The sequence below is a fragment of the Ruegeria sp. C8 genome (assembly GCF_056537565.1).
This window is the reverse complement of the sequence record NZ_JBQFRV010000016.1, coordinates 17,086-34,775: the sequence shown is the minus strand read 5'-3', so window position 1 is coordinate 34,775 and position 17,690 is coordinate 17,086. Positions and strand designations below refer to the sequence as shown.

The 17,690-nt window shown below is 57.2% G+C and carries 15 protein-coding genes and 1 tRNA gene; 6 read left to right on the top strand and 10 right to left on the bottom strand.

Annotated elements, in window-relative coordinates; all coding sequences use genetic code 11:
* Window positions 1–11: 11 nt before the first annotated feature.
* Window positions 12–800 carry a cytochrome c1 gene (locus ACR0KL_RS18365; protein WP_170644066.1) on the top strand — a complete coding sequence of 263 codons (789 nt, stop codon included), beginning with the start codon at window positions 12–14 and terminating at the stop codon, window positions 798–800.
* Between the two features lie 140 nt (window positions 801–940).
* On the opposite strand, the gene mtaB is transcribed toward ACR0KL_RS18365, so the two are convergent.
* Both mtaB and dapF read right to left on the bottom strand, forming a co-directional pair.
* Window positions 941–2,197: a tRNA (N(6)-L-threonylcarbamoyladenosine(37)-C(2))-methylthiotransferase MtaB gene (gene mtaB, locus ACR0KL_RS18360; RefSeq protein ID WP_170679601.1), complete on the bottom strand. Its 1,257-nt coding sequence runs from the start codon at window positions 2,195–2,197 to the stop codon at window positions 941–943.
* On the bottom strand, window positions 2,194–3,036 hold the full coding sequence (dapF, locus tag ACR0KL_RS18355) for a diaminopimelate epimerase (RefSeq protein WP_170679599.1): 843 nt from the start codon (window positions 3,034–3,036) through the stop codon (window positions 2,194–2,196). The genes mtaB and dapF overlap by 4 nt, the downstream gene beginning before the upstream one ends.
* 212 nt (window positions 3,037–3,248) lie before the next feature.
* On the opposite strand from dapF, the gene ACR0KL_RS18350 reads away from it, so the two are divergent.
* From ACR0KL_RS18350 to ACR0KL_RS18340, 3 genes are all read left to right on the top strand, one after another.
* A tRNA-Lys gene (locus ACR0KL_RS18350) sits at window positions 3,249–3,324 on the top strand.
* A gap of 395 nt (window positions 3,325–3,719) precedes the next feature.
* On the top strand, window positions 3,720–4,238 hold the full coding sequence (locus ACR0KL_RS18345; RefSeq protein ID WP_480554895.1) for a hypothetical protein: 519 nt from the start codon (window positions 3,720–3,722) through the stop codon (window positions 4,236–4,238).
* Window positions 4,213–6,066 carry a 7-cyano-7-deazaguanine synthase gene (locus ACR0KL_RS18340; RefSeq protein WP_480777362.1) on the top strand — a complete coding sequence of 618 codons (1,854 nt, stop codon included), beginning with the start codon at window positions 4,213–4,215 and terminating at the stop codon, window positions 6,064–6,066. The genes ACR0KL_RS18345 and ACR0KL_RS18340 overlap by 26 nt, the downstream gene beginning before the upstream one ends.
* Here ACR0KL_RS18340 and ACR0KL_RS18335 read toward each other — a convergent pair whose 3' ends face one another.
* The 3 genes from ACR0KL_RS18335 to ACR0KL_RS18325 all read right to left on the bottom strand — a co-directional run bounded on the left by ACR0KL_RS18335 (window position 6,067) and on the right by ACR0KL_RS18325 (window position 8,721).
* On the bottom strand, window positions 6,067–7,128 hold the full coding sequence (locus ACR0KL_RS18335) for a site-specific integrase (RefSeq protein WP_170678406.1): 1,062 nt from the start codon (window positions 7,126–7,128) through the stop codon (window positions 6,067–6,069).
* Window positions 7,106–7,612, bottom strand: coding sequence for a helix-turn-helix domain-containing protein (locus ACR0KL_RS18330; RefSeq protein ID WP_170678404.1), 507 nt, complete (start codon window positions 7,610–7,612; stop codon window positions 7,106–7,108). The genes ACR0KL_RS18335 and ACR0KL_RS18330 overlap by 23 nt, the downstream gene beginning before the upstream one ends.
* Before the next feature lie 578 nt (window positions 7,613–8,190).
* A complete protein-coding gene (locus tag ACR0KL_RS18325) occupies window positions 8,191–8,721 on the bottom strand; it encodes a cupin domain-containing protein (RefSeq protein ID WP_480686731.1) in 531 nt (176 codons plus the stop codon).
* 72 nt (window positions 8,722–8,793) lie between these two features.
* On the opposite strand from ACR0KL_RS18325, the gene ACR0KL_RS18320 reads away from it, so the two are divergent.
* A complete protein-coding gene (locus tag ACR0KL_RS18320) occupies window positions 8,794–9,333 on the top strand; it encodes a helix-turn-helix domain-containing protein (RefSeq protein ID WP_170747308.1) in 540 nt (179 codons plus the stop codon).
* Window positions 9,334–9,612: 279 nt separating this feature from the next.
* Here ACR0KL_RS18320 and ACR0KL_RS18315 read toward each other — a convergent pair whose 3' ends face one another.
* Genes ACR0KL_RS18315 through ACR0KL_RS18300 form a run of 4 tightly spaced genes read right to left on the bottom strand, consistent with a single transcriptional unit; the run spans window position 9,613 to window position 13,694 of the window.
* Window positions 9,613–10,524, bottom strand: coding sequence for a glycosyltransferase family 4 protein (locus ACR0KL_RS18315; protein ID WP_170678398.1), 912 nt, complete (start codon window positions 10,522–10,524; stop codon window positions 9,613–9,615).
* Window positions 10,525–10,537: 13 nt separating this feature from the next.
* The gene (locus tag ACR0KL_RS18310) at window positions 10,538–11,524 is read right to left on the bottom strand and encodes a glycosyltransferase family 2 protein (protein ID WP_480777361.1); all 987 of its coding nucleotides are present in this window, start codon (window positions 11,522–11,524) and stop codon (window positions 10,538–10,540) included.
* A gap of 20 nt (window positions 11,525–11,544) precedes the next feature.
* Window positions 11,545–12,459, bottom strand: a complete 915-nt coding sequence (locus ACR0KL_RS18305; RefSeq protein WP_480777360.1) for a glycosyltransferase family 2 protein — start codon at window positions 12,457–12,459, stop codon at window positions 11,545–11,547.
* Complete coding sequence (locus tag ACR0KL_RS18300; protein WP_480777359.1) at window positions 12,456–13,694, bottom strand: oligosaccharide flippase family protein; 1,239 nt, start codon at window positions 13,692–13,694, stop codon at window positions 12,456–12,458. Before ACR0KL_RS18300 ends, ACR0KL_RS18305 begins: the two co-directional genes overlap by 4 nt.
* A 195-nt stretch (window positions 13,695–13,889) precedes the next feature.
* Between ACR0KL_RS18300 and ACR0KL_RS18295 the strand changes: the two genes are divergently transcribed.
* Complete coding sequence (locus tag ACR0KL_RS18295) at window positions 13,890–15,119, top strand: polysaccharide biosynthesis/export family protein (protein WP_480777358.1); 1,230 nt, start codon at window positions 13,890–13,892, stop codon at window positions 15,117–15,119.
* 1 nt (window position 15,120) lies between these two features.
* Here ACR0KL_RS18295 and ACR0KL_RS18290 read toward each other — a convergent pair whose 3' ends face one another.
* Window positions 15,121–17,658: an ATP-binding protein gene (locus ACR0KL_RS18290; protein WP_170678390.1), complete on the bottom strand. Its 2,538-nt coding sequence runs from the start codon at window positions 17,656–17,658 to the stop codon at window positions 15,121–15,123.
* Window positions 17,659–17,690 lie beyond the last annotated feature (32 nt).

Genomic DNA, 17,690 nt, shown 5'->3' with positions numbered 1-17,690 from the left:
GGACCGGAAACATGTTCAAGAAACTTGCAATCGGCGCTGCGTTTGCCCTGGCCCTTACCCCTGCCGCTTCTTTTGCGGCAGGTGACTATGACACTCACATCGAGGATTTCGACTTCTCGTTTGAGGGTCCGTTTGGAACCTGGGACCAGAACCAGCTGCAACGCGGTCTTCAGGTCTATACCGAAGTCTGCGCGGCCTGCCACGGCCTGCAATACGTTCCTCTGCGCGATCTGGAAGCGCTAGGTTACAGTGAAGAGCAGGTGATCACTTACGCGGCGGACAATTTCGAGGTTTTCGACCCCGAGTTGGACGATTTCCGTCCGGCAATCCCGACCGACCACTTCCCAGCGAATAACGGTGTTGGCGCGCCGGACCTGAGCCTGATGGCAAAAGCCCGCGCGGGCTTCCACGGTCCTTATGGTCTGGGCATCAACCAACTGGTCAAAGGCATGGGCGGCGCGGAATACATCGCCTCTCTGCTGGACGGCTACACAGGTGAAGAGAAGGAAGAGGCAGGTACCATCCTTTACGAAAACAAGGCCTTCCCCGGAGGCTGGATTTCGATGGGCCCGCCACTGTCCGAAGATCAGGTTGAATTCGCCGATGGCCACGCGGCCACTGTCGAAGCTATGTCCGAAGACGTTGCAGCCTTCCTGATGTGGGCCGCGGAGCCCAAGCTGACGGACCGAAAGAACGCCGGTTTTGTCGGCGTGATCTTCCTGACCGTTCTGTCGGTGCTGCTGTATCTGGTCAACAAGCGCCTGTGGGCACCGCATAAAGGCAAGCTGCGCGAGCAGTAAAGCTTTTGAGCTTTTGAAATTGAAGACCCCCGCGCCTTTAAGGTCGCGGGGGTTTTTCTTTTTGATGGGGCAAAGGGGCCAGCCCATCTTGGCCTGCGGCCAATTCACCCCGAGGTATTTTTGGCCAGATGAAGAGCGGATCAGGCTTGTAGCTGGGTCGCAGTTTGTCCGGTGATCATCGCGGTGACGATTTGACCTTCTGGATGGGGGGTGTCGAAACTGACTTCAGTGAATTGTTCGGTGCGGCCCATATGCGGGTTTTCCATGAGGATGTGATGGGTTTGACCGATCTGTGCTGAGAGGTGCTTGGCGACCTGCGCCTCTCCGACTGTGCGCAGGCGGGCGGCGCGGTCCTTGATGATCTTGCCGTTGACCTGCTGTGGGATTCGCGCCGCTGGCGTGCCTTCGCGCTTGGAGTAGGGGAAGACATGCAGCCAGGTCAGGTTGCAGTCCGTGACCAGTTTGAGGGAGTTTTCGAAATGCGCCTCGGTTTCCGTTGGGAAGCCAGCGATGATATCGGCACCAAAGGTCATGTCGGGCCGCAGGCTGCGCGCCTCTTCGGTGAAACGGATGGCGTCATCGCGCAAGTGGCGGCGTTTCATTCGTTTCAGGATCAGGTCGTCGCCATGCTGCAGGGACAGGTGCAGGTGCGGCATCAGGCGCGGCTCGGTCGCGATGGCCTGCATCAGGTTTTCGTCCACCTCGATCGAGTCGATCGAACTGATGCGCAGGCGCGGCAGATCCGGCACGAGCTTCAGAATTCGCATGACCAGATCGCCCAGTTTGGGCTGCGCGGGCAGATCCGCGCCCCATGAGGTCAGATCAACGCCGGTCAGGACGACCTCGTTATAGCCTTTGTCGACCAGCCGCTTGATCTGATCCACGACCACACCGGCGGGTACGCTGCGTGAGTTCCCGCGGCCATAGGGGATGATGCAGAAGGTACAGCGATGATCACAGCCATTTTGGACCTGCACATAGGCGCGTGAGCGGGTGCCGAAGCCGTCGATCAGGTGACCTGCCGTTTCGGTAACCGACATGATGTCATCGACCTGAACGGTTTCGGTCTCGCCGATGAAGTCAGCCGCCATGCCTTTCCAGGTGTCGGGCTGCATCTTCTCAGTATTGCCGATCACGGCATCAACTTCCTCCATCGCCGAGAAGGTCTGCGGTTCCGTCTGCGCGGCGCATCCGGTCACGATCAGGCGCGCGTTGGGGTTTTCGCGGCGCAGCTTGCGAATCTCTTGCCGGGCCTTGCGAACCGCCTCGGCCGTCACGGCGCAGGTGTTCACGATCACCGCATCTTGCAGACCCGCTTGCTGAGACAGCTCTTTCATCGCCTCAGTCTCATAGGCGTTCAGGCGACAGCCCAGAGTGGTGAATTTCGGGGCGCTCATCCCAGTGACCTCAGGAATTCCGGGGTCAGAGTGCCCGAGAACACATGGCAGGTCGGTCCGGTCATCCAGACGCCATCATCGCGCCAATCGATCCAGATAGTGCCGCCGTCCAGCTCGATCTGAACCTTGCGCCCCGTCAGGCCGCGCCGGGCCGCGGCGACGGCTGTAGCGCAGGACGAGGACCCTGAGGCCAGCGTGATGCCCACCCCACGCTCCCAGACGCGCATACGGATGTGGTCCGGCCCGATCACCTGCGCCACCTGCACATTGGTGCGTTCAGGGTAAAGGGGGTGGTGTTCGTGCCGCGAGCCGAACTCGGCCAGGGGAATCGCTTCGGCGTCGTCCACGAAAAACGTGCAATGGGGGTTGCCCATGCCTGTTGCCGAGGGCGCGCCCTCGATCGGCAGTTCCAGCGTGTCCATCTCTTCTGCAAGCGGTATGTCCTGCCAGTCTAGCTGGGGCTGCCCCATATTGACCGAGGTCAGGCCGTTGCCTGCATCCTGCGCGTACAAGGTGCCGCGTTCGGTCGTCAGGGTCAGGTCTGTTTTGTCGCTCTCTTCCATCAGGAAACGGGCGATACACCGTGTGGCGTTCCCACAAGCGGCCGAAGTCGACCCGTCCGCGTTGTAGAACACGAGATGCGCGTCGGCCGCTCCTTTTTCGATCACTGCCAGCTGATCGAATCCCACACCAAACTGCCGGTGCCCGATTCCCTTTGCCAATGCAGCGCTGATCGGTGTCGCCTGCGCGCGCGCGTCGACAATAACGAAGTCATTGCCCAGCCCGTGCATCTTCATGAAGGGCAAACCGTTATAGAGTCTCTGTTGCATGGCGGGCATATAACGTTGGTCTTGCGATGAATCCACCCTGCGGTGACGATTCCTGAAAAAAGGGCTTGACCCCCCTGCGCCACCTGCCTAATTAGGCCGCCTATCGGGTCGCCGTAAACACTGATTACTCTGGCGAAACGAAGTGCAAAATAAGGTCTTGAACCCGGTCGGGAAAATGCCTTAAAGAGCGCCACGGATCGCAAAGATCCAGACAAAAGAGTGGGCCGTTAGCTCAGTTGGTAGAGCAACTGACTTTTAATCAGTGGGTCGCAGGTTCGAATCCTGCACGGCTCACCACTGTTTTCAAAGACTTACGAGGCGATCTCATGCCTAACACTCGCTTCGGGTAAGCGCAGGGTAAGCGAAGGCCGCCATTTTTCCCTTTACATTCGCCTGATGGTTGAATGCCTCTTCAGGCAAGGGAGGAGCGGATGGGACACATCAGGCTTGGCACTTTGCCTCGGTCCAGGAAGTGGCGCGAGGTCGTTGATCTGATCGCAACCAATGCGCCGGTCGAACAGATCGCCGAGGCCGCAGCGGATGCATCCGACAAAGATCTTAAACGGGCGAGTCGTGACCCTCGGTTTCAATTTGTAAGTGATCTTCTGGTGCGGTTGCCTTTGCTTGCGAGGGCCCCTGGCTTCGAAGACGCTTTGGTCGATCTCGGAATCGACAGATCAGAGCTTAACTCTGTGACAGGACTGCTTGCAGGATTGGAACGCGTTGTTGATCGCAACAGTTTTGATCTCCGAGGTTCCTCAGATGCAGGCGAATTGGCGAAGGCCGCGCTCTTGGAAAGCCTTTCCGTTCAGCTGCACGACCGGTTGCCATCGCTGTTTGAACCGACACCGCAAGAAATTCGCCAAGCACTCGCGAGTTTCGCCGTGGGTGATGCATTTGCGAGACTCGCGCGGGATTTCTTTGCCCGGCTGACATACCGCTCTCTAGACTACTATCTGAGCCGGGAACTCGCCAATCACACTGGCGAGGATCGACGCTTTTCAACCGATGCACAGCGAGTGGCATTTCAACAAGCCCTGGCCCAGCACACATTTGAAGTGTCAAGAATCGTCGAAGAATATGCGGGCGGCTGGTATGGCAAAACCGTCTGGCAGAAGCAGGCGCTTGATCGCGATGCAATAGACAAGTTCACAGCTTACGCGTTCAAAAAGATGCGCTCGGAATTTGGGCGCCGTCGCGCCGTTGCCTGAAGTTGAAGTCAGATGGTTGCCGCCCCTGACAAAAAGCGGCGGTGATGAAGTCCTGCGTCTCGACATTGCTGGCCGCGAAGTCGCAATGACGCTACGGATTGGACAATTGAACCGTCAATTGGTCGAGGGATTGCAGGATCGTGTGCTCGATTTGCTGGAGATTGCCGCGCTTGTCTATTGCGCGGACGCGGCAGTCAGCCGTGGTGGTTTGGCAGATCAGAAGATGGGTGAGAAGTGGCACAGACGGTTCGTAGCCACCATGCCGGTACGCGATCTGGATTTCTGGCAACGTGAGAGCGTAATACAGGCTCTGGAAGAAACGTTGATGTTTCTATCCGGCGATCGCTTTGAATTTTCTTTTTCGATCAAAGACGAACCGGATGCAGAGCGATCGCGCTTCTTCAAATTCGGTCGAAATAGTTCATGGAAGCCCCACCGTGTCTTGATGTTTTCCGGCGGGCTCGATTCCTTTGCGGGCGCTGTGGAAGAAATCGTGGAACAGAAGCATCGGGTTGCTTTGGTCAGTCATGCCTCGTCCACGAAAATAGCGCCGGTCCAGAAACGGCTGATCTCAGCGTTGAGCAAACGGTACGGACCGGAAAAGTGCCGTCACATTCCCATGAGCGCCCAGTTGAAGGGTCGATCGACTGCGGAAAGAACGCATCGCACGCGCTCATTCTTGTTCGCGGTACTTGGGTCGATCACTGCAAAGGCCTTCGGACTGGACCGCTTGTCGTTCCATGAAAACGGCGTTGTGAGCCTCAACCTGCCGCCGGTTGGCAGTGTCATTGGAACGCGAGCGACGAGAACGACCCATCCTAAGGCACTCAACCTGTTGACCGGTTTTCTGCAGCTTGTTTTCGAGAACGATATGCGCGTCGACAATCCCTACTTCGCGCGCACTAAAGCTGAAGTCGTGGAGCGCATCTCCCAACTTGGGATGGCAGATCAAATTGTCGAGACGCGCAGTTGCGCGGATGTGCATAATCAAACCAATCAATACTTCCATTGCGGTCGCTGTTCGCAGTGTATCGATCGGCGTTTTGCGATGCTCTCAATAGGGCTTGAACGTTTTGACCCTGAAGATGCGTATCGCGTGGACTTGATGTCGGACGCTCGACCGAACGGCATCGACCGGGAGATGGCGTTGTCCTATGTGCGCAATGCAGTGTTGTTTGAAAACGCCACGCCAGATGCACTGATCCGAAATTTCCCCGTTGTGTTGGATGCGGTCAATTACCTCGACAATCCGCCAGACACAGCCATGGTGATGATCGCAGATTTGCTGAACCGCCACGGCAAGGCGGTCACATCTGTCATGCGCAGAACTCTCGAACGCAAGTCACCCGGTGAGTTCCCTGAACAGAGTTTGCCAAGACTATATGGTGCGATGCAGAGCGCCTTGACCTTGCCGTTCGTACCTGCGGCCTCAGTTGATAAAAACGAGAAACAGCAACTTCCGCTGTCCATAGAAATCGACAAAGCCTCCCGTTTGGTTGTGATCGGCGAACATGTTGAGCTTAAGAAAAATGCCACAGCTGACCTGTTAGTGGTCTTGGCTGAAGAGTGGCTCCGTTCTGCTGGTGAAGGTCTCGAACCCATGGACCATCACTGCGTGAAATCTGGCGAACTCGTTGAAAAATTAGGCGTTGAATCCGACGAAGCCGTTAGACGGAGAATTCAGACTGCTCGCAGAACGCTTGCAGGGAGATTGGAGTCCGCTGGCCTGTCAGTTGATAAGCCCCAAGAGTTGATTGAAAATCTCCCTTGGCATGGATACCGGCTTGCTCCCGAGCGCGTGGTCGTTCGGGTGCGTCACCGGAGCTGATCATTCATCAATAACCGCGTCCTCGTCTGGCAACGGTCCACGGCGGCGAAACCGCCCCATCAGTTCGACCTGACGGCCAGGTGAAACAGAACCATAGGAGCTGAACGTCGTCATCACGTCGTCGTGTCCCATGTTCTGCGACCAGGCTTTATAGTCCTCTGGTGTCCTGCAGTGAAGTTTTGCCAGCTCTGCGATCGTATCTCGCACGCGGTGCGGCGAAAACGGTGGCAGCCCGGCGTTAACGAAAGCTTGCTTGAAGATCCTGGCCACAGACGACGGGCCGGCCCACGGCTCGCGCGCGATACCTACTGCCTCAAATCGTCTGGACGGGCCAACAGCTACGCGCGTCTTGGGGAACAGAGGATCCGTGTCCGAGAAAAGATGGTCCTGACGAAGCTCCGTGATCCAGTCTCGCAGAATCCTTTCGTCATCATCACCTAAGGGAAAGAAACTGGTCGTGAAGGACTTTCCAAACTTTGTATCCACGGAACGACCGTCAAACTGCACGCATTTATTGGCTGGATCGACATGACCCAGCCGCAGGGTGATGGCGGCACCTTCACGTGATCCGGTCAAGAAAAGGAAGGCGATCAGGGCGCGGTCACGGCGCTGGACCACTGTTTCTGCAGGCATGTGGGACAACAGGTGGTTTAGTTGTTCAGGGGACGGATGCGGCTTCCACAGGGTGCTTCGACGGGCCTGTTCCGATTTGCGGTCCGGCGTGAGATAGGCGATGTCTGAGCGTGAGATCTTTGACTTGTACCCCGGTTGGTCCGCCATCCAGTCAAAGAGCTTCATTACATCGCGCAACACACCGTTTATCGTGGCAGCCGACAATGGGGCGCCCGTGCGTTCGTTGCGCAAACTTTGCAGATGGCGTTTGAACGCGCGCGCCCTTTCTGAATGAAACGCCCTGTAGTCCTTGCCTTTGAGCCATCTGTCATAGATGGCAATCGACGCTGCAGCTTTGTCGATCGAAGATTGCGACAGCCCCTTTGCGTCCTTCAGCCAGACAAGGTGTTTGCGCTTGATGCGCAGGTTATCCGAGGTGTGTTTTGGCATGGGTCTCGGGCTCCTCTTTCAAGGTCACTTTTGAATGAGTTTCGGTACAGGACACTAATCTTGGGGAGGCTTGTTGAAGTGTGACCTCCAGTTTGGCCTGAATGGCTTCCAGATCTGAACGGCGAATGATCTTGTTCATGACCGCACCGCACGTCGGACAGAGGGCTGTTACGCGGCCGCTGGAAGCTGTTTCCTGAACATAATCCGCAATCTTGCCGTCAGGTTCACGCGGACCTCTGCAACTGAGGCAGTAGCAGTGATGCAATGCCAACTTGCACCGCGCCTTGCGTTGTCTTTGTCCGAGGAAGTTCTTGAGCACATGTCCTTCGATCAACCAAGGCTTGCTGCTGGTATCAGCCGCAAGTCCGTTGTTCCAAATCCAGCGAATGACGGTCTGGCGATGACAGCCCAAAACGTCCGCCACCTCCCAGACTGTGTAGACAAGGTGCGATTTGACTTTGTGTGAGGGGAAGGACTTTGCCATTACACACCCTCCCCGGAAATTGGTCCGCATGTGTTCTGGCAGATCTGGGCCTCTTCATAGGCTTCGATCACGCCTTCATCGTATAAAACGCGCGCGCCGATCTTCAAAAACCTGGGACCCTTTCCGAGCCACCGCCACTGCTCTAGCGTTCGCGGCGACATGTGTCACCGCTCCGCCAGCTGATCTTGTGTCAACTTGGTCACATCAACCTCAACTGTTCTCTGCGGCACGAGGAAGTTCGGTCCGCTTCTGTTGAACAAAGTGAGGGTTCGGAGTTCAGAAATCTGTGGCCACCGCCAATAAAGGCGTGACACATGCCAGGGCTAAATCATTGATATTATGTGACTTGAATCAGAAAGGTGTGACGCATCCGCAAAAATGCGTGACCTTGCCACCCAAATCGCAGGGAGTCAGCGGCTGCAAACGACCCGAAAGCTGACGTTAATCAAAAATGCTTGGAAGACGGCTTCGAGCCCTTTGCGGACGTTGCCAGTGTGGTCCCGTTTTTTCAGCTTGGCACATTTTTCTAACTCGTCACAGAAACGCTAGTTTGCAGGCTCCCGTTTCGAAGATGAAGTTCAGGCAGGAGCACTTTGTGGCGCCAAAATTGTCATACCTGCCTTTTCGGCCACCGCCATGATGGCCGGAATGTCGGGTGGCCCATCGGGGGCAGGAATGTCTGTGGTGCCGTCAGGCATTACTTCACCCGCTTCGGTGAAGAATGTATCGTGCATTTCTCCTGGGGCGTTGATGCACAATAGGCGACCTGGGCTTTGTCCAACACAGGTAAACGCATGCACGGCGCCGTCCGGGACTTTCACGAAATCACCGATGCTTACATTTTTTGTTTCGCCGTTCAGGAAAAATTCAAACTCACCTTCTAACACATAGAAGCTTTCATCTTCGCCAGCGTGATGGTTGGGTGGCGCGCCTGCACCTGGGGCGGTCTTGATCTCGACGATGGTGCAGCGATTTCCGGTTTCAGCAGGAAACGCGTGGAATGTCAGAAGATTACCGAGAAGGTGATATTTGCGTGGGCGAGACTCTGTCATTTCAACGGCTCCCTTTACTTCGATGAATGTGCCTATATGATACATAAATCTCTTCATGAGACAAGTGTATCATTAAGGATTCGCGATTTGGCTCCTCGAACCAATCAAAAGAACAGAACAAGAGAGGCATTGCTGACGGCGGCACGTGAGCTCATGTCCGAAGGAGAAAACGTGACCCTTGCTAGAGTCGCAGAGCGCGCGAGAATTGGCCGCGCGACGGTATATCGGTACTTCTCCGACCCCGGCGTTTTGGCCCTGGATGCGACCCTTGACGTAGAGGTGACTCCAACTGCTAGACTGCTGGAAGGTCTTGAGGATGTACGAAGCCGTGTGCATGCTGTGGCGCGCTACTATCTGGATTTCTCGCGCGAACATGAGGCGTACTTCCGTCAGTTTTTGGCTGAGTCTCTAAAGGCATCACTTCAGGACAGTACTGTCAAAATGCGCGGCGCCAGAAGGGTGAAAGCATTTGGCGAGGCCCTATTACCCGTTCGTGGAACTATGAAACGGGGCGATTACGATGACCTGACCCTTCGTTTGGCCATGACAACCGGCATGGAACAGTTTGTAATATTGGAAGACATACTGCGAGTAGACCAGCAGAAAGGGTACCGGTTGCAAGAGGGCCTGGTGGATGCTCTGCTTGATCAATATCTGCCGAAAGCGTGAAACCTACCGGCAAAGCAATCTTGGCTATACGGACGCTTTGTCCGCAGAGCGGTCTTTCGCTGCAACTTGCTTGAACTTCTACTTTGCGGACATAGCTGCCGTCCACTTAGCACAAGGCAATGACCGCTCCCAGTCCAAAGAGGGCACCAAAATGTACTGCGCTAAGTAGGCTCGCGCACAAAACGCAAAGCTGGACTCAGGCAATTTCTTTGAAATCACAATTGATTTTGCAGCGAATGGCTCGGCAAAAACGCAAAAGATCCAGTGTCAAATTTTGATTCAGCTGTTTTTCTCAATAGTGTTGGAAAGCAGAAAATTATTGATCGCAAGTCGCCAATCATAAGGGTCAAGGTTGCAGAATGAAACTCTCGTATCTCCTTCACGGTCACGTAACCCATCAACTTTACTGGCGATCACATTGCGCTTCGCGGCAAGCGCTTCGTCCAGCACAAGTCCATAAGCCTCCCAACGCGAGGGAATCGCAATGATATCGACGGCTTGATAAGCCTCAGCTGGATCTTTGGCATGACCCCTAAATTCGATGCGCAGGTCACCCTCTGCCAACGCCTCAAGGTATGAACGCTGACCGCCTTCGCCAAAGATCAACAAGCGCGCCTCCGGCGTTCGGGTTGACCGAAAACCCTGGATCAGGATGTCGAACCCTTTCTGCTGTTCCAAACGCCCGATGGCACCAATTGTGGTCCTTGACTTGGGAGGTATCGCCTTTCGTGACAAGCGCTCAAGATCAACGGTTGGAGGAATGACGATCAGCTTTTCCGAAGTAGCCAGGCGTCGTTCCTTCATCCAGTCCGACTGCGCATGGCTGACCGCGACCACCTGATCGAAGAAGGAATAGATCACCCGCAGCATCGCAAAGAACCGACGTTTGTGTGGGACATTCAGGGTGGTGAATGCCCGGGTGTAACTGTGTTCGACATGGACCAGTCGAGTGTCCAGATGCATTGCGCGAAGCGATGAGAACGCGGGCAGGCTTCTCCAACTTGGTACGACGTGGGACACGATGACATCCGCATTCAGTTTGCCCCAAGAAAACGCGGTCCGTTTGACTTTCAACACCTTTTGCTCGACCGCGCCGGACAGATCTGACTGCGCCAAAAGATGGTCGAGCATCCGCATCACGCCACCCGCTGTGGTGTCGTCTACCAGGTGGAGGATCTTTTTCTGTTCCATGATGGCGCCTCTCTCAGATCGATTGCAGTTTGGATTTCATTTGTCCCAGCCGTGTGATCGGGCCGGGTCCAAACGTTTTCAACACAAGGGCTGCGGCGAAAGTGCTGAACGATTTCAGAGGTTCCTGCAGCACCGGGCTGGGACTTTCCTGAACGCTTCGCACAAACAACTCCCAAGCTGTGTCCCGGTCTAGGTTGGTGATGGCCCGCCGCGCCAGATAACGCAGCTGATAAGCACGAGCCGAGGGTTCGTGCCGGGCAAAGAACTCAGGGTTCAGCGGGCGCAGCTTCGCGACCATCCGCTCCCACGCTTCCAACTGGCGATCCAAAGCCGCCGAAAGCCCGCCTGCATTGATCCGGTAGTGGGTCAGAAGCCCCGGAACGCCTTCGATCTGCCAATCGGTCTTCAACATCAACCGCATCCAGCATTCGATATCTTCGGACTGCCGGAAGGTCTCATCGAAGACCCAATCCCGCTGGGTTTCAAAGCTCGGACGGTAGGCCAGAGCCTCCAGCACCGTCTTTCGAATAACGGCCGCCGATCCATTACCGATTGGGTTGCGGTTCAGAACATGTGCTGCGGTCACATCCTTCAGGCGGGGTGCTTGTTTGATCCCCATCGCGCACCCCGCCTCGTCGATCAAGGCACTGCCGGAGTAACTAACCCCCACATCCGGTGCGGCCTTGAGATGGTGAATATGAGCCGCCAGCTTTTCGGGTATCCACAGATCGTCGGCGTCGCAAAAGCCGACGAATGCACCACGCGCGGCAGCGATGCCGGTATTTCTGGCCCCCGCCAGCCCGCGATTGGCTTGCTGGACCAGTCGTACGCTTGGGTCGCTTTGGTGCGCGCGGGCAATCTCGGCGGTCGCATCCTGCGATCCATCGTCGACAATGATGATTTCGAAATCGTCATAGGTTTGCGCCTGCAGTGAGGCGAGCGTTTCAGCCAAGGTTGCTTCGGCATTATAGGCGGGTACGACGATGGATGCTGTGGGCATGGTGATCTTCTTCGGAATGCTCATGAAAACAACGCACGCTTGATCGCTTGCGGCAGGATAGGGGCCAGTGCGGCCCCTGCTGCGGTGGGCAGTCCTCGGCGCAGGGGCAGCAGAAAACTGCGCGTATGCAGGCTCAAGCCTTTGCGTGTGTAAAACAGCGCCTGACCCTGATGCCCCAACCGCAACGCCCGGCGGGCGAGATAGCGCAGATAGACGGCCTCGGACGACCGCGACGGGAACACGCCATATGATGCGGCTGTTTTCACCGCGTAGGCCCGTCCAGCGCGCATCGCGTTCAAGTCCGAGGACAAGCCCCGGGCGCTAGTGCGATACCAAACCTGGAACTGATTGACCCCTTTGATGGTGAAACCTTCACCTGCGAGGCGGATCAACAACTCCAAGTCTTCGTTATGCACCGTTCTCGTGTCCAACCCGCCGACCGCGTTGAAGACCTCACGGCGGATTGAAAGGTTGGACATGGTGCAGACCGGGTTCTCGGCCAACAGGTCCTGAATGGTCAGTGTTGCACTTGGAACGGTCGAGCATGTCGGAGAATCTCCGGGCTGGTCGGCAAAGAACCGGATCTGCCCAAAAACCGCATCCGTCGAGCACGGTTGGAAGGCTTCGTTTAGCTTCGTCAACTTGTTCTTGTGCCACAGATCGTCTGCATCACAGAACGCCAGTATGTCCCCTTTGGCCAGCTCGGCCCCATAGTTGCGGGTGGCACTTGGGCCATCAAAAGGGCTGCTTGCGACCCGGATACGGGGGTCTTGCGCGATGTGGTCCAGCACGATGGACAGGCACGCGCCTGAGGGACGGTCGCCGACGCAGATCGCCTCCCATTTCGTGAAGCTTTGCGCGCGAATGCTGGTCAGCGTGTCGGCAATTGTATCCGCATCGGAGTGAAACGGCACGATGATGGTAAAGCGGGTCATTGGAAGCCGAGCCTTTCTGTTGTTTTGTGATCCCGAGGCAGCAGCACCCAAGAGGCGGTCAACATGAGGGCCGCACTGGTCAGCAGGTATCCGATCGCCACCGGCATTAGCCCGAACGGCGCCATGATCGCGGTGTTGAGGATCAATGCGAAAGCCAGGACGGCGCTGACCCGTAACTCGGTGATCGCGCGGCTTTCGGACCGCAGCCAACCGGCCACAGCAGACCAGATGACGCTGGGCAAAGCTGCAAGACACAGGACCGAGACTACCGGTGAAATCTGTTGCCACTCGGCCCCCAGCAGCAGCGGCACATAGACCGGCGCAAGGGCGGCTTGCAGCAAAACCAGCGGGCCCAGCACCAGGAGGGACATGCCGAGCCCGTGACGCAGCGCCTTGGTTTTGTCCGGGGCTGCGCAAAGATGTGGGAAAAGAACAACTGAAAAGGCCTGCGTGAACGATGTCGCCAAGCCGAGCCCAGCGTTGAAAGCCATGAAGTAGATGCCAAGGCTCTCGGCCCCCAGCATAGCGCCGACGACAAGCTTGTCGGCCTGCAGACGCAGAACTTTGACGATCTCGACCCCCAGAACGGCCCAGCCGAACCCAACAAAGGGGCGAAGGGCAGCAATTCCTTGTTTGGTGTCCGACGCCCAAGGGCGGAGGCGGCGCATTAGGACCAGCCAGATCGGAGCAGCCAGCAAGCGGGGCAGCACCAAAGCCAGCGGCGAGGCCCAGAGCAGCGCCAGTAGCGCCGCCATGACATTCGCACCAACCACCTGCCCTCCGGCAATGGCGGCGGTCTGCTGCAGCTTGCCCTCACGCATCGCAAGCGAGGCCTGTACTAGACCGGCGGGCATGAACAGGTACTCTCCCGCCAGAATGGCGAGCAGCAGCGCCAGCGTCTCGTGCCCTATCGCGTAGAGGAACGCAGCGATAGCCAGCTGCAGCGAAAACAGCGCCCCGCACCAGACCCAGAAGATGCGATGCGCAGTGTTGCAGCGCTGTTCCAACTCAGCCTGAGGGGCTTGGATGATCCTCTGCCCTACGCCGTTCTCGGTCAGCGCCTTGAGGATATCCCCTGCCGCAAGGGCAGCAGCAGCCAGACCGATTGCCTCGGGGCTGAGGCTGCGGGCCACGACAACAACGACCACAAGGCGCGACGCCTTTGCAGCCACTTCGGACGCCGCATAGGCCAGCAGGTGCCGCAAAAAACCGGAATGTGCCAATTGCTGAGTCATGTCGCCAAATGTCCAAAAACAGTGTTGGGATCAGTTCTAATTGGCCGCGACTTCCCTGTCCCAGACGCGGGCGGACAGCCAGACGAACCATCCGGCGAGGGCCCTATCCGAATGGGATAAACGGCAATCCCGATGCCGGTCTGACGCATATCAAGACACTGCCGTAGCTGTAGATGCAGTTCAGGAGAGTTCAAAATGACACGACATTTCAAAGTTTTGGTATTAGGAGCCGTCAGCGCGATTGCTCTGTCGGGTTGCAGCAGCATGAAGACCCCGCGCAACATCGAACCCGTCGCAAAAGGCGACAGCTATCAGGCGCAGTACCGTGCCCCCTCGCGGCGCCGGGCAAATGCACCTTTGCTGCAAGCAGAACATATGAATGGACGCGCCTGTATGCCTCAGACCGGGGATCAGGGCGCAAGTGCTTTTGCCAAATGGTCACAGCCCGCGCTTAGCCCATTGTTGGGCGAGAAGCTTTCGCGCAATGACATGGTGCAGATCACCATCGACGGGGATGAGCTTCTCAGCGACACCTATGTTGTGTCCCGCGATGGCGATCTGAAGCTGCCCTACCTACCGCCGGTGCGTGCGCAGGGTCGTACGACCGAGCAGGTAGAGCGGGATGTCGCCCGCGTTCTAGTGGCGGCACAGTTCTATGACAGTACCCCGCGTGTCACGGCGCGCATCAGCGATTTCGCCTCGGTTACTGTCGGCGTGAAAGGCGCAGTGTTTGAGCCCCACTCGGTCGAGATCGGAGGCACCCCAGGCGACTCACTGGATCGAGGACGCCAGGGTGTGCTGGGCGCCTCGACCGAGGCGCGCAACCTCTCGGTCGCCATTCGCGCTGCCGGAGGTGTGCGCCCTGATGCGGATCTGTCAGCGGTCGAACTGCACCGGCAAGGCACGATCTACCGGCTGGACCTACGCGGCGTGTTCGAAGGCTCAGACCCGACCGACATCATGCTGCTGACCGGGGATCAGATCGTGGTCAACAGCCGAGGGTGTTTCCAGGATGATCTTATGCGCCCCAGCCCGATCAGCCCGCCCGGCGTGACGCTTTACATGTCCAACCTCACACAACCTGCAACTGGCAACGCAGAGTCGGCTATTGGACGCGACGTGCGTGAGGTACCCTATGGCACGCGCTACCTGCAGGCCGTCGTCGATACCAATTGCGTCGGCGGAGCCAAGACAACCAACGCCAATCGCAGCGCGGTCCTGTTCACCCGCAACCCGATGACCGGGAACTCGATCGTCATTGAACGCAACATCGAAAAGCTGCTGCGACGCGGGGATCGGGATGACTATGACCCCTATGTTTTGCCGGGTGATGCGATCGCCTGCTACGACAGCAAGGCAACCGGCCTAACCGAGGTCGCCCGCGCGGTTGGCATCGTCGGCGCAGCGGCACTGCTAGCCCCCTAATTCAATCCCGAGCGGGCGATGCTTTCGCCCGCTCCCAAGCGGTAGAAACTGCGGCGAGTTTGTCAGTAATGTCTTTGTGTTCTTTGACCGCAGTCTCTACCGCAATTAACGCCTCGCGAAATTCTTCCGCGCCGAAGGTTGCCGCGCTGCCAGCCAGTTTGTGACAAGCCTGAGCGATTTGGGTCAAATCTGACTGGTCAATGGCACCGGTTTCGAGCTGTTCAACGAACTCATCCCCTTCGACAATGAACTTGGCATACAGACGGCCAAAGACTTCGGGCCCGAGGCTGTCTCTTAACTCAGCCAACGGATCAGGCTGCGCATGCCCTGAAATCTGGCCGTCGGTTCGGGTGACCACCGAAAGCGCCTTGCGCAGAGCATCAAGCGAGATTGGTTTGCCAATGAAAGCTGTCATGCCAGCGGCACGAAAGGTTTCGACCGCGTCTGGCAGGACATTGGCCGACACTGCGATAATCGGCACATCTGTCGACTGCCCCTGGCCATTGCGGATGTGGCGTGCAGCGGTTGGTCCATCCATCACCGGCATGCTGATATCCATCAGGATCGCGTCGAACCGCTGACTGCTGGCCTTTTCGACGCCGACCTGCCCGTTTTCCGCTGTCGTTACACTATGACCGTCCAGCGCCAGCATGTTGCAGATGACCTCGAGGTTGATCTCGTTGTCTTCGACCACCAACAAGCTCAGCGGGAGAGCGGTCTCGGTATTGATCTGAGCAGCTTCTAGCAGTTGGTCGCGCGCTGACGGCTGTAACGGTATCCGCAGCCAAAAAACGCTTCCTTCGCCCAATGTGCTTTCCGCCCCCACCTCACCCCCCATGGCCTGCGCGAACCTACGGGCAATTCCCAGGCCAAGCCCAGTTCCTCCGACCGTGCGACCGATAGAGGGATCGCTGGTGTAGAAGTCATCAAAAATGGCGTCGATCTCATCATCGGCGATGCCAACCCCGGTGTCGATCACACGCACTTCGTAGACATGTGCCTTACTCTGATCTGCCGGTTCACATCTTTCGACCTCGATCGACACACGGCCATTTTCGGTAAATTTGATTGCATTACCGACAAGGTTCAACAGAATTTGCCGCAACCTTTGCGCATCAGTCGCGACATGCGGATAGGCACCTCCTACCCATTGCCACGAGATTGAGTTGCCGCGCGAGGCCGCATTGCCGCTTTGACCATCCACCAGGTCCTGCAGCATCGCGTTCAGGTCGGTTGGCTCGTGCGCGACTGACAGCTTGCCGGCCTCGAACCGAGCAATATCCAGCACCGCATCCACATGATTTTGCAGAACCTGGCCCGATATCTCCATGTTGCGGACAAACTGAGACTGCTGTTTAGTCGTGCGTGTATTCTTGAGAAGGGTGAGGTTGCCCAGCAGCCCGTTTAACGGGGTTCTGATCTCATGGCTCATTACAGTCAGAAAATCCGACTTGGCCTTTTCCCCGGCAAGGGCACGGTCGCGGGCCGAGACAAGCTCTTTCTGATCCGCAACGCTTTGTGAGATATCGCGGACGAAACCGATTACGATTTCCTCGTCTCCGGCCTGGGCGGATTGCAACGCAAGTTCGACGGGAAAGACCTCACCATTCTTGCGCATCGCCTCAAGCTGGACGCGACCTTTGCCGACGACGTGGCGGTCTCCTCCGCTCTGCATCCGCTCCATGCCTTGGTTGTGGGCCTCGCGTAGATGCGAAGGTACAATCAATTCACCGATCGAATGCCCTTTGGCCTCTGCCTCGGAATACCCGAAAATTGCTTGTGCAGCCGCGTTGAACTCCAGCACTGTGCCGGCGGCGTTCACCACGATCACGGCATCCAATGAGGTCGAAAGGATCGTATTCATGCGTTGGTTTGCCTGCTGAATCGCCTGCCCCCGCCGATCAGCTTTGCGGTTGACCACCAAGAGGTATGCGCTGACCGCAGTCAGCGTCAGAAATAACCCACCGGACAAAACGGCCAGTTGAAACAGGCTGAGCGCGGTTTCCTCACGGCGCTGATCCGACTGGCTTGCAAAGTACGAGATCGCCGAGACCGAAAGTTCGCGCACCCGCGGAGCGATCCCCTGCGCACCGTCATAGAGATTTGACAGCCCAGCAATCAGGCCTGGGTTCTCAGCGTCGATTGTAGGCACCGAGGCCTTCAGATAGGCGGAGACGTCGTTCAGAGGTTCAGCGAATTTCGGGTCACTTCGCAGCGTTTCAAACAAACGCGAGGTGTCAAGAATGTCGATACGACTATACAAAAGATCGAAACGGCGGCGGACAAGGTCCAGGTTTTCAAGACTTGGCCCTGCATCCGATACACCCGCCTCAAGCGCGTTGAGGTAGAACAGGAACTCGACCTCGACCTGCGTTAGCGTCCATTGCACGTTATCTGTCCGAGCTGACTGCCGGTCGCGCAGGTCGGATATCACCTTGGCGGACAGCAACAAAACCAAAGCAAGGGCACCCAGAACGGCGATGCCGATGAGCCCGAAAGCCCACCGGCGCCGCGAGTGGTTTTGGAAATTTCTTGTCAATGTCTGGCCCGTATCGCCCACTTCATACCGAA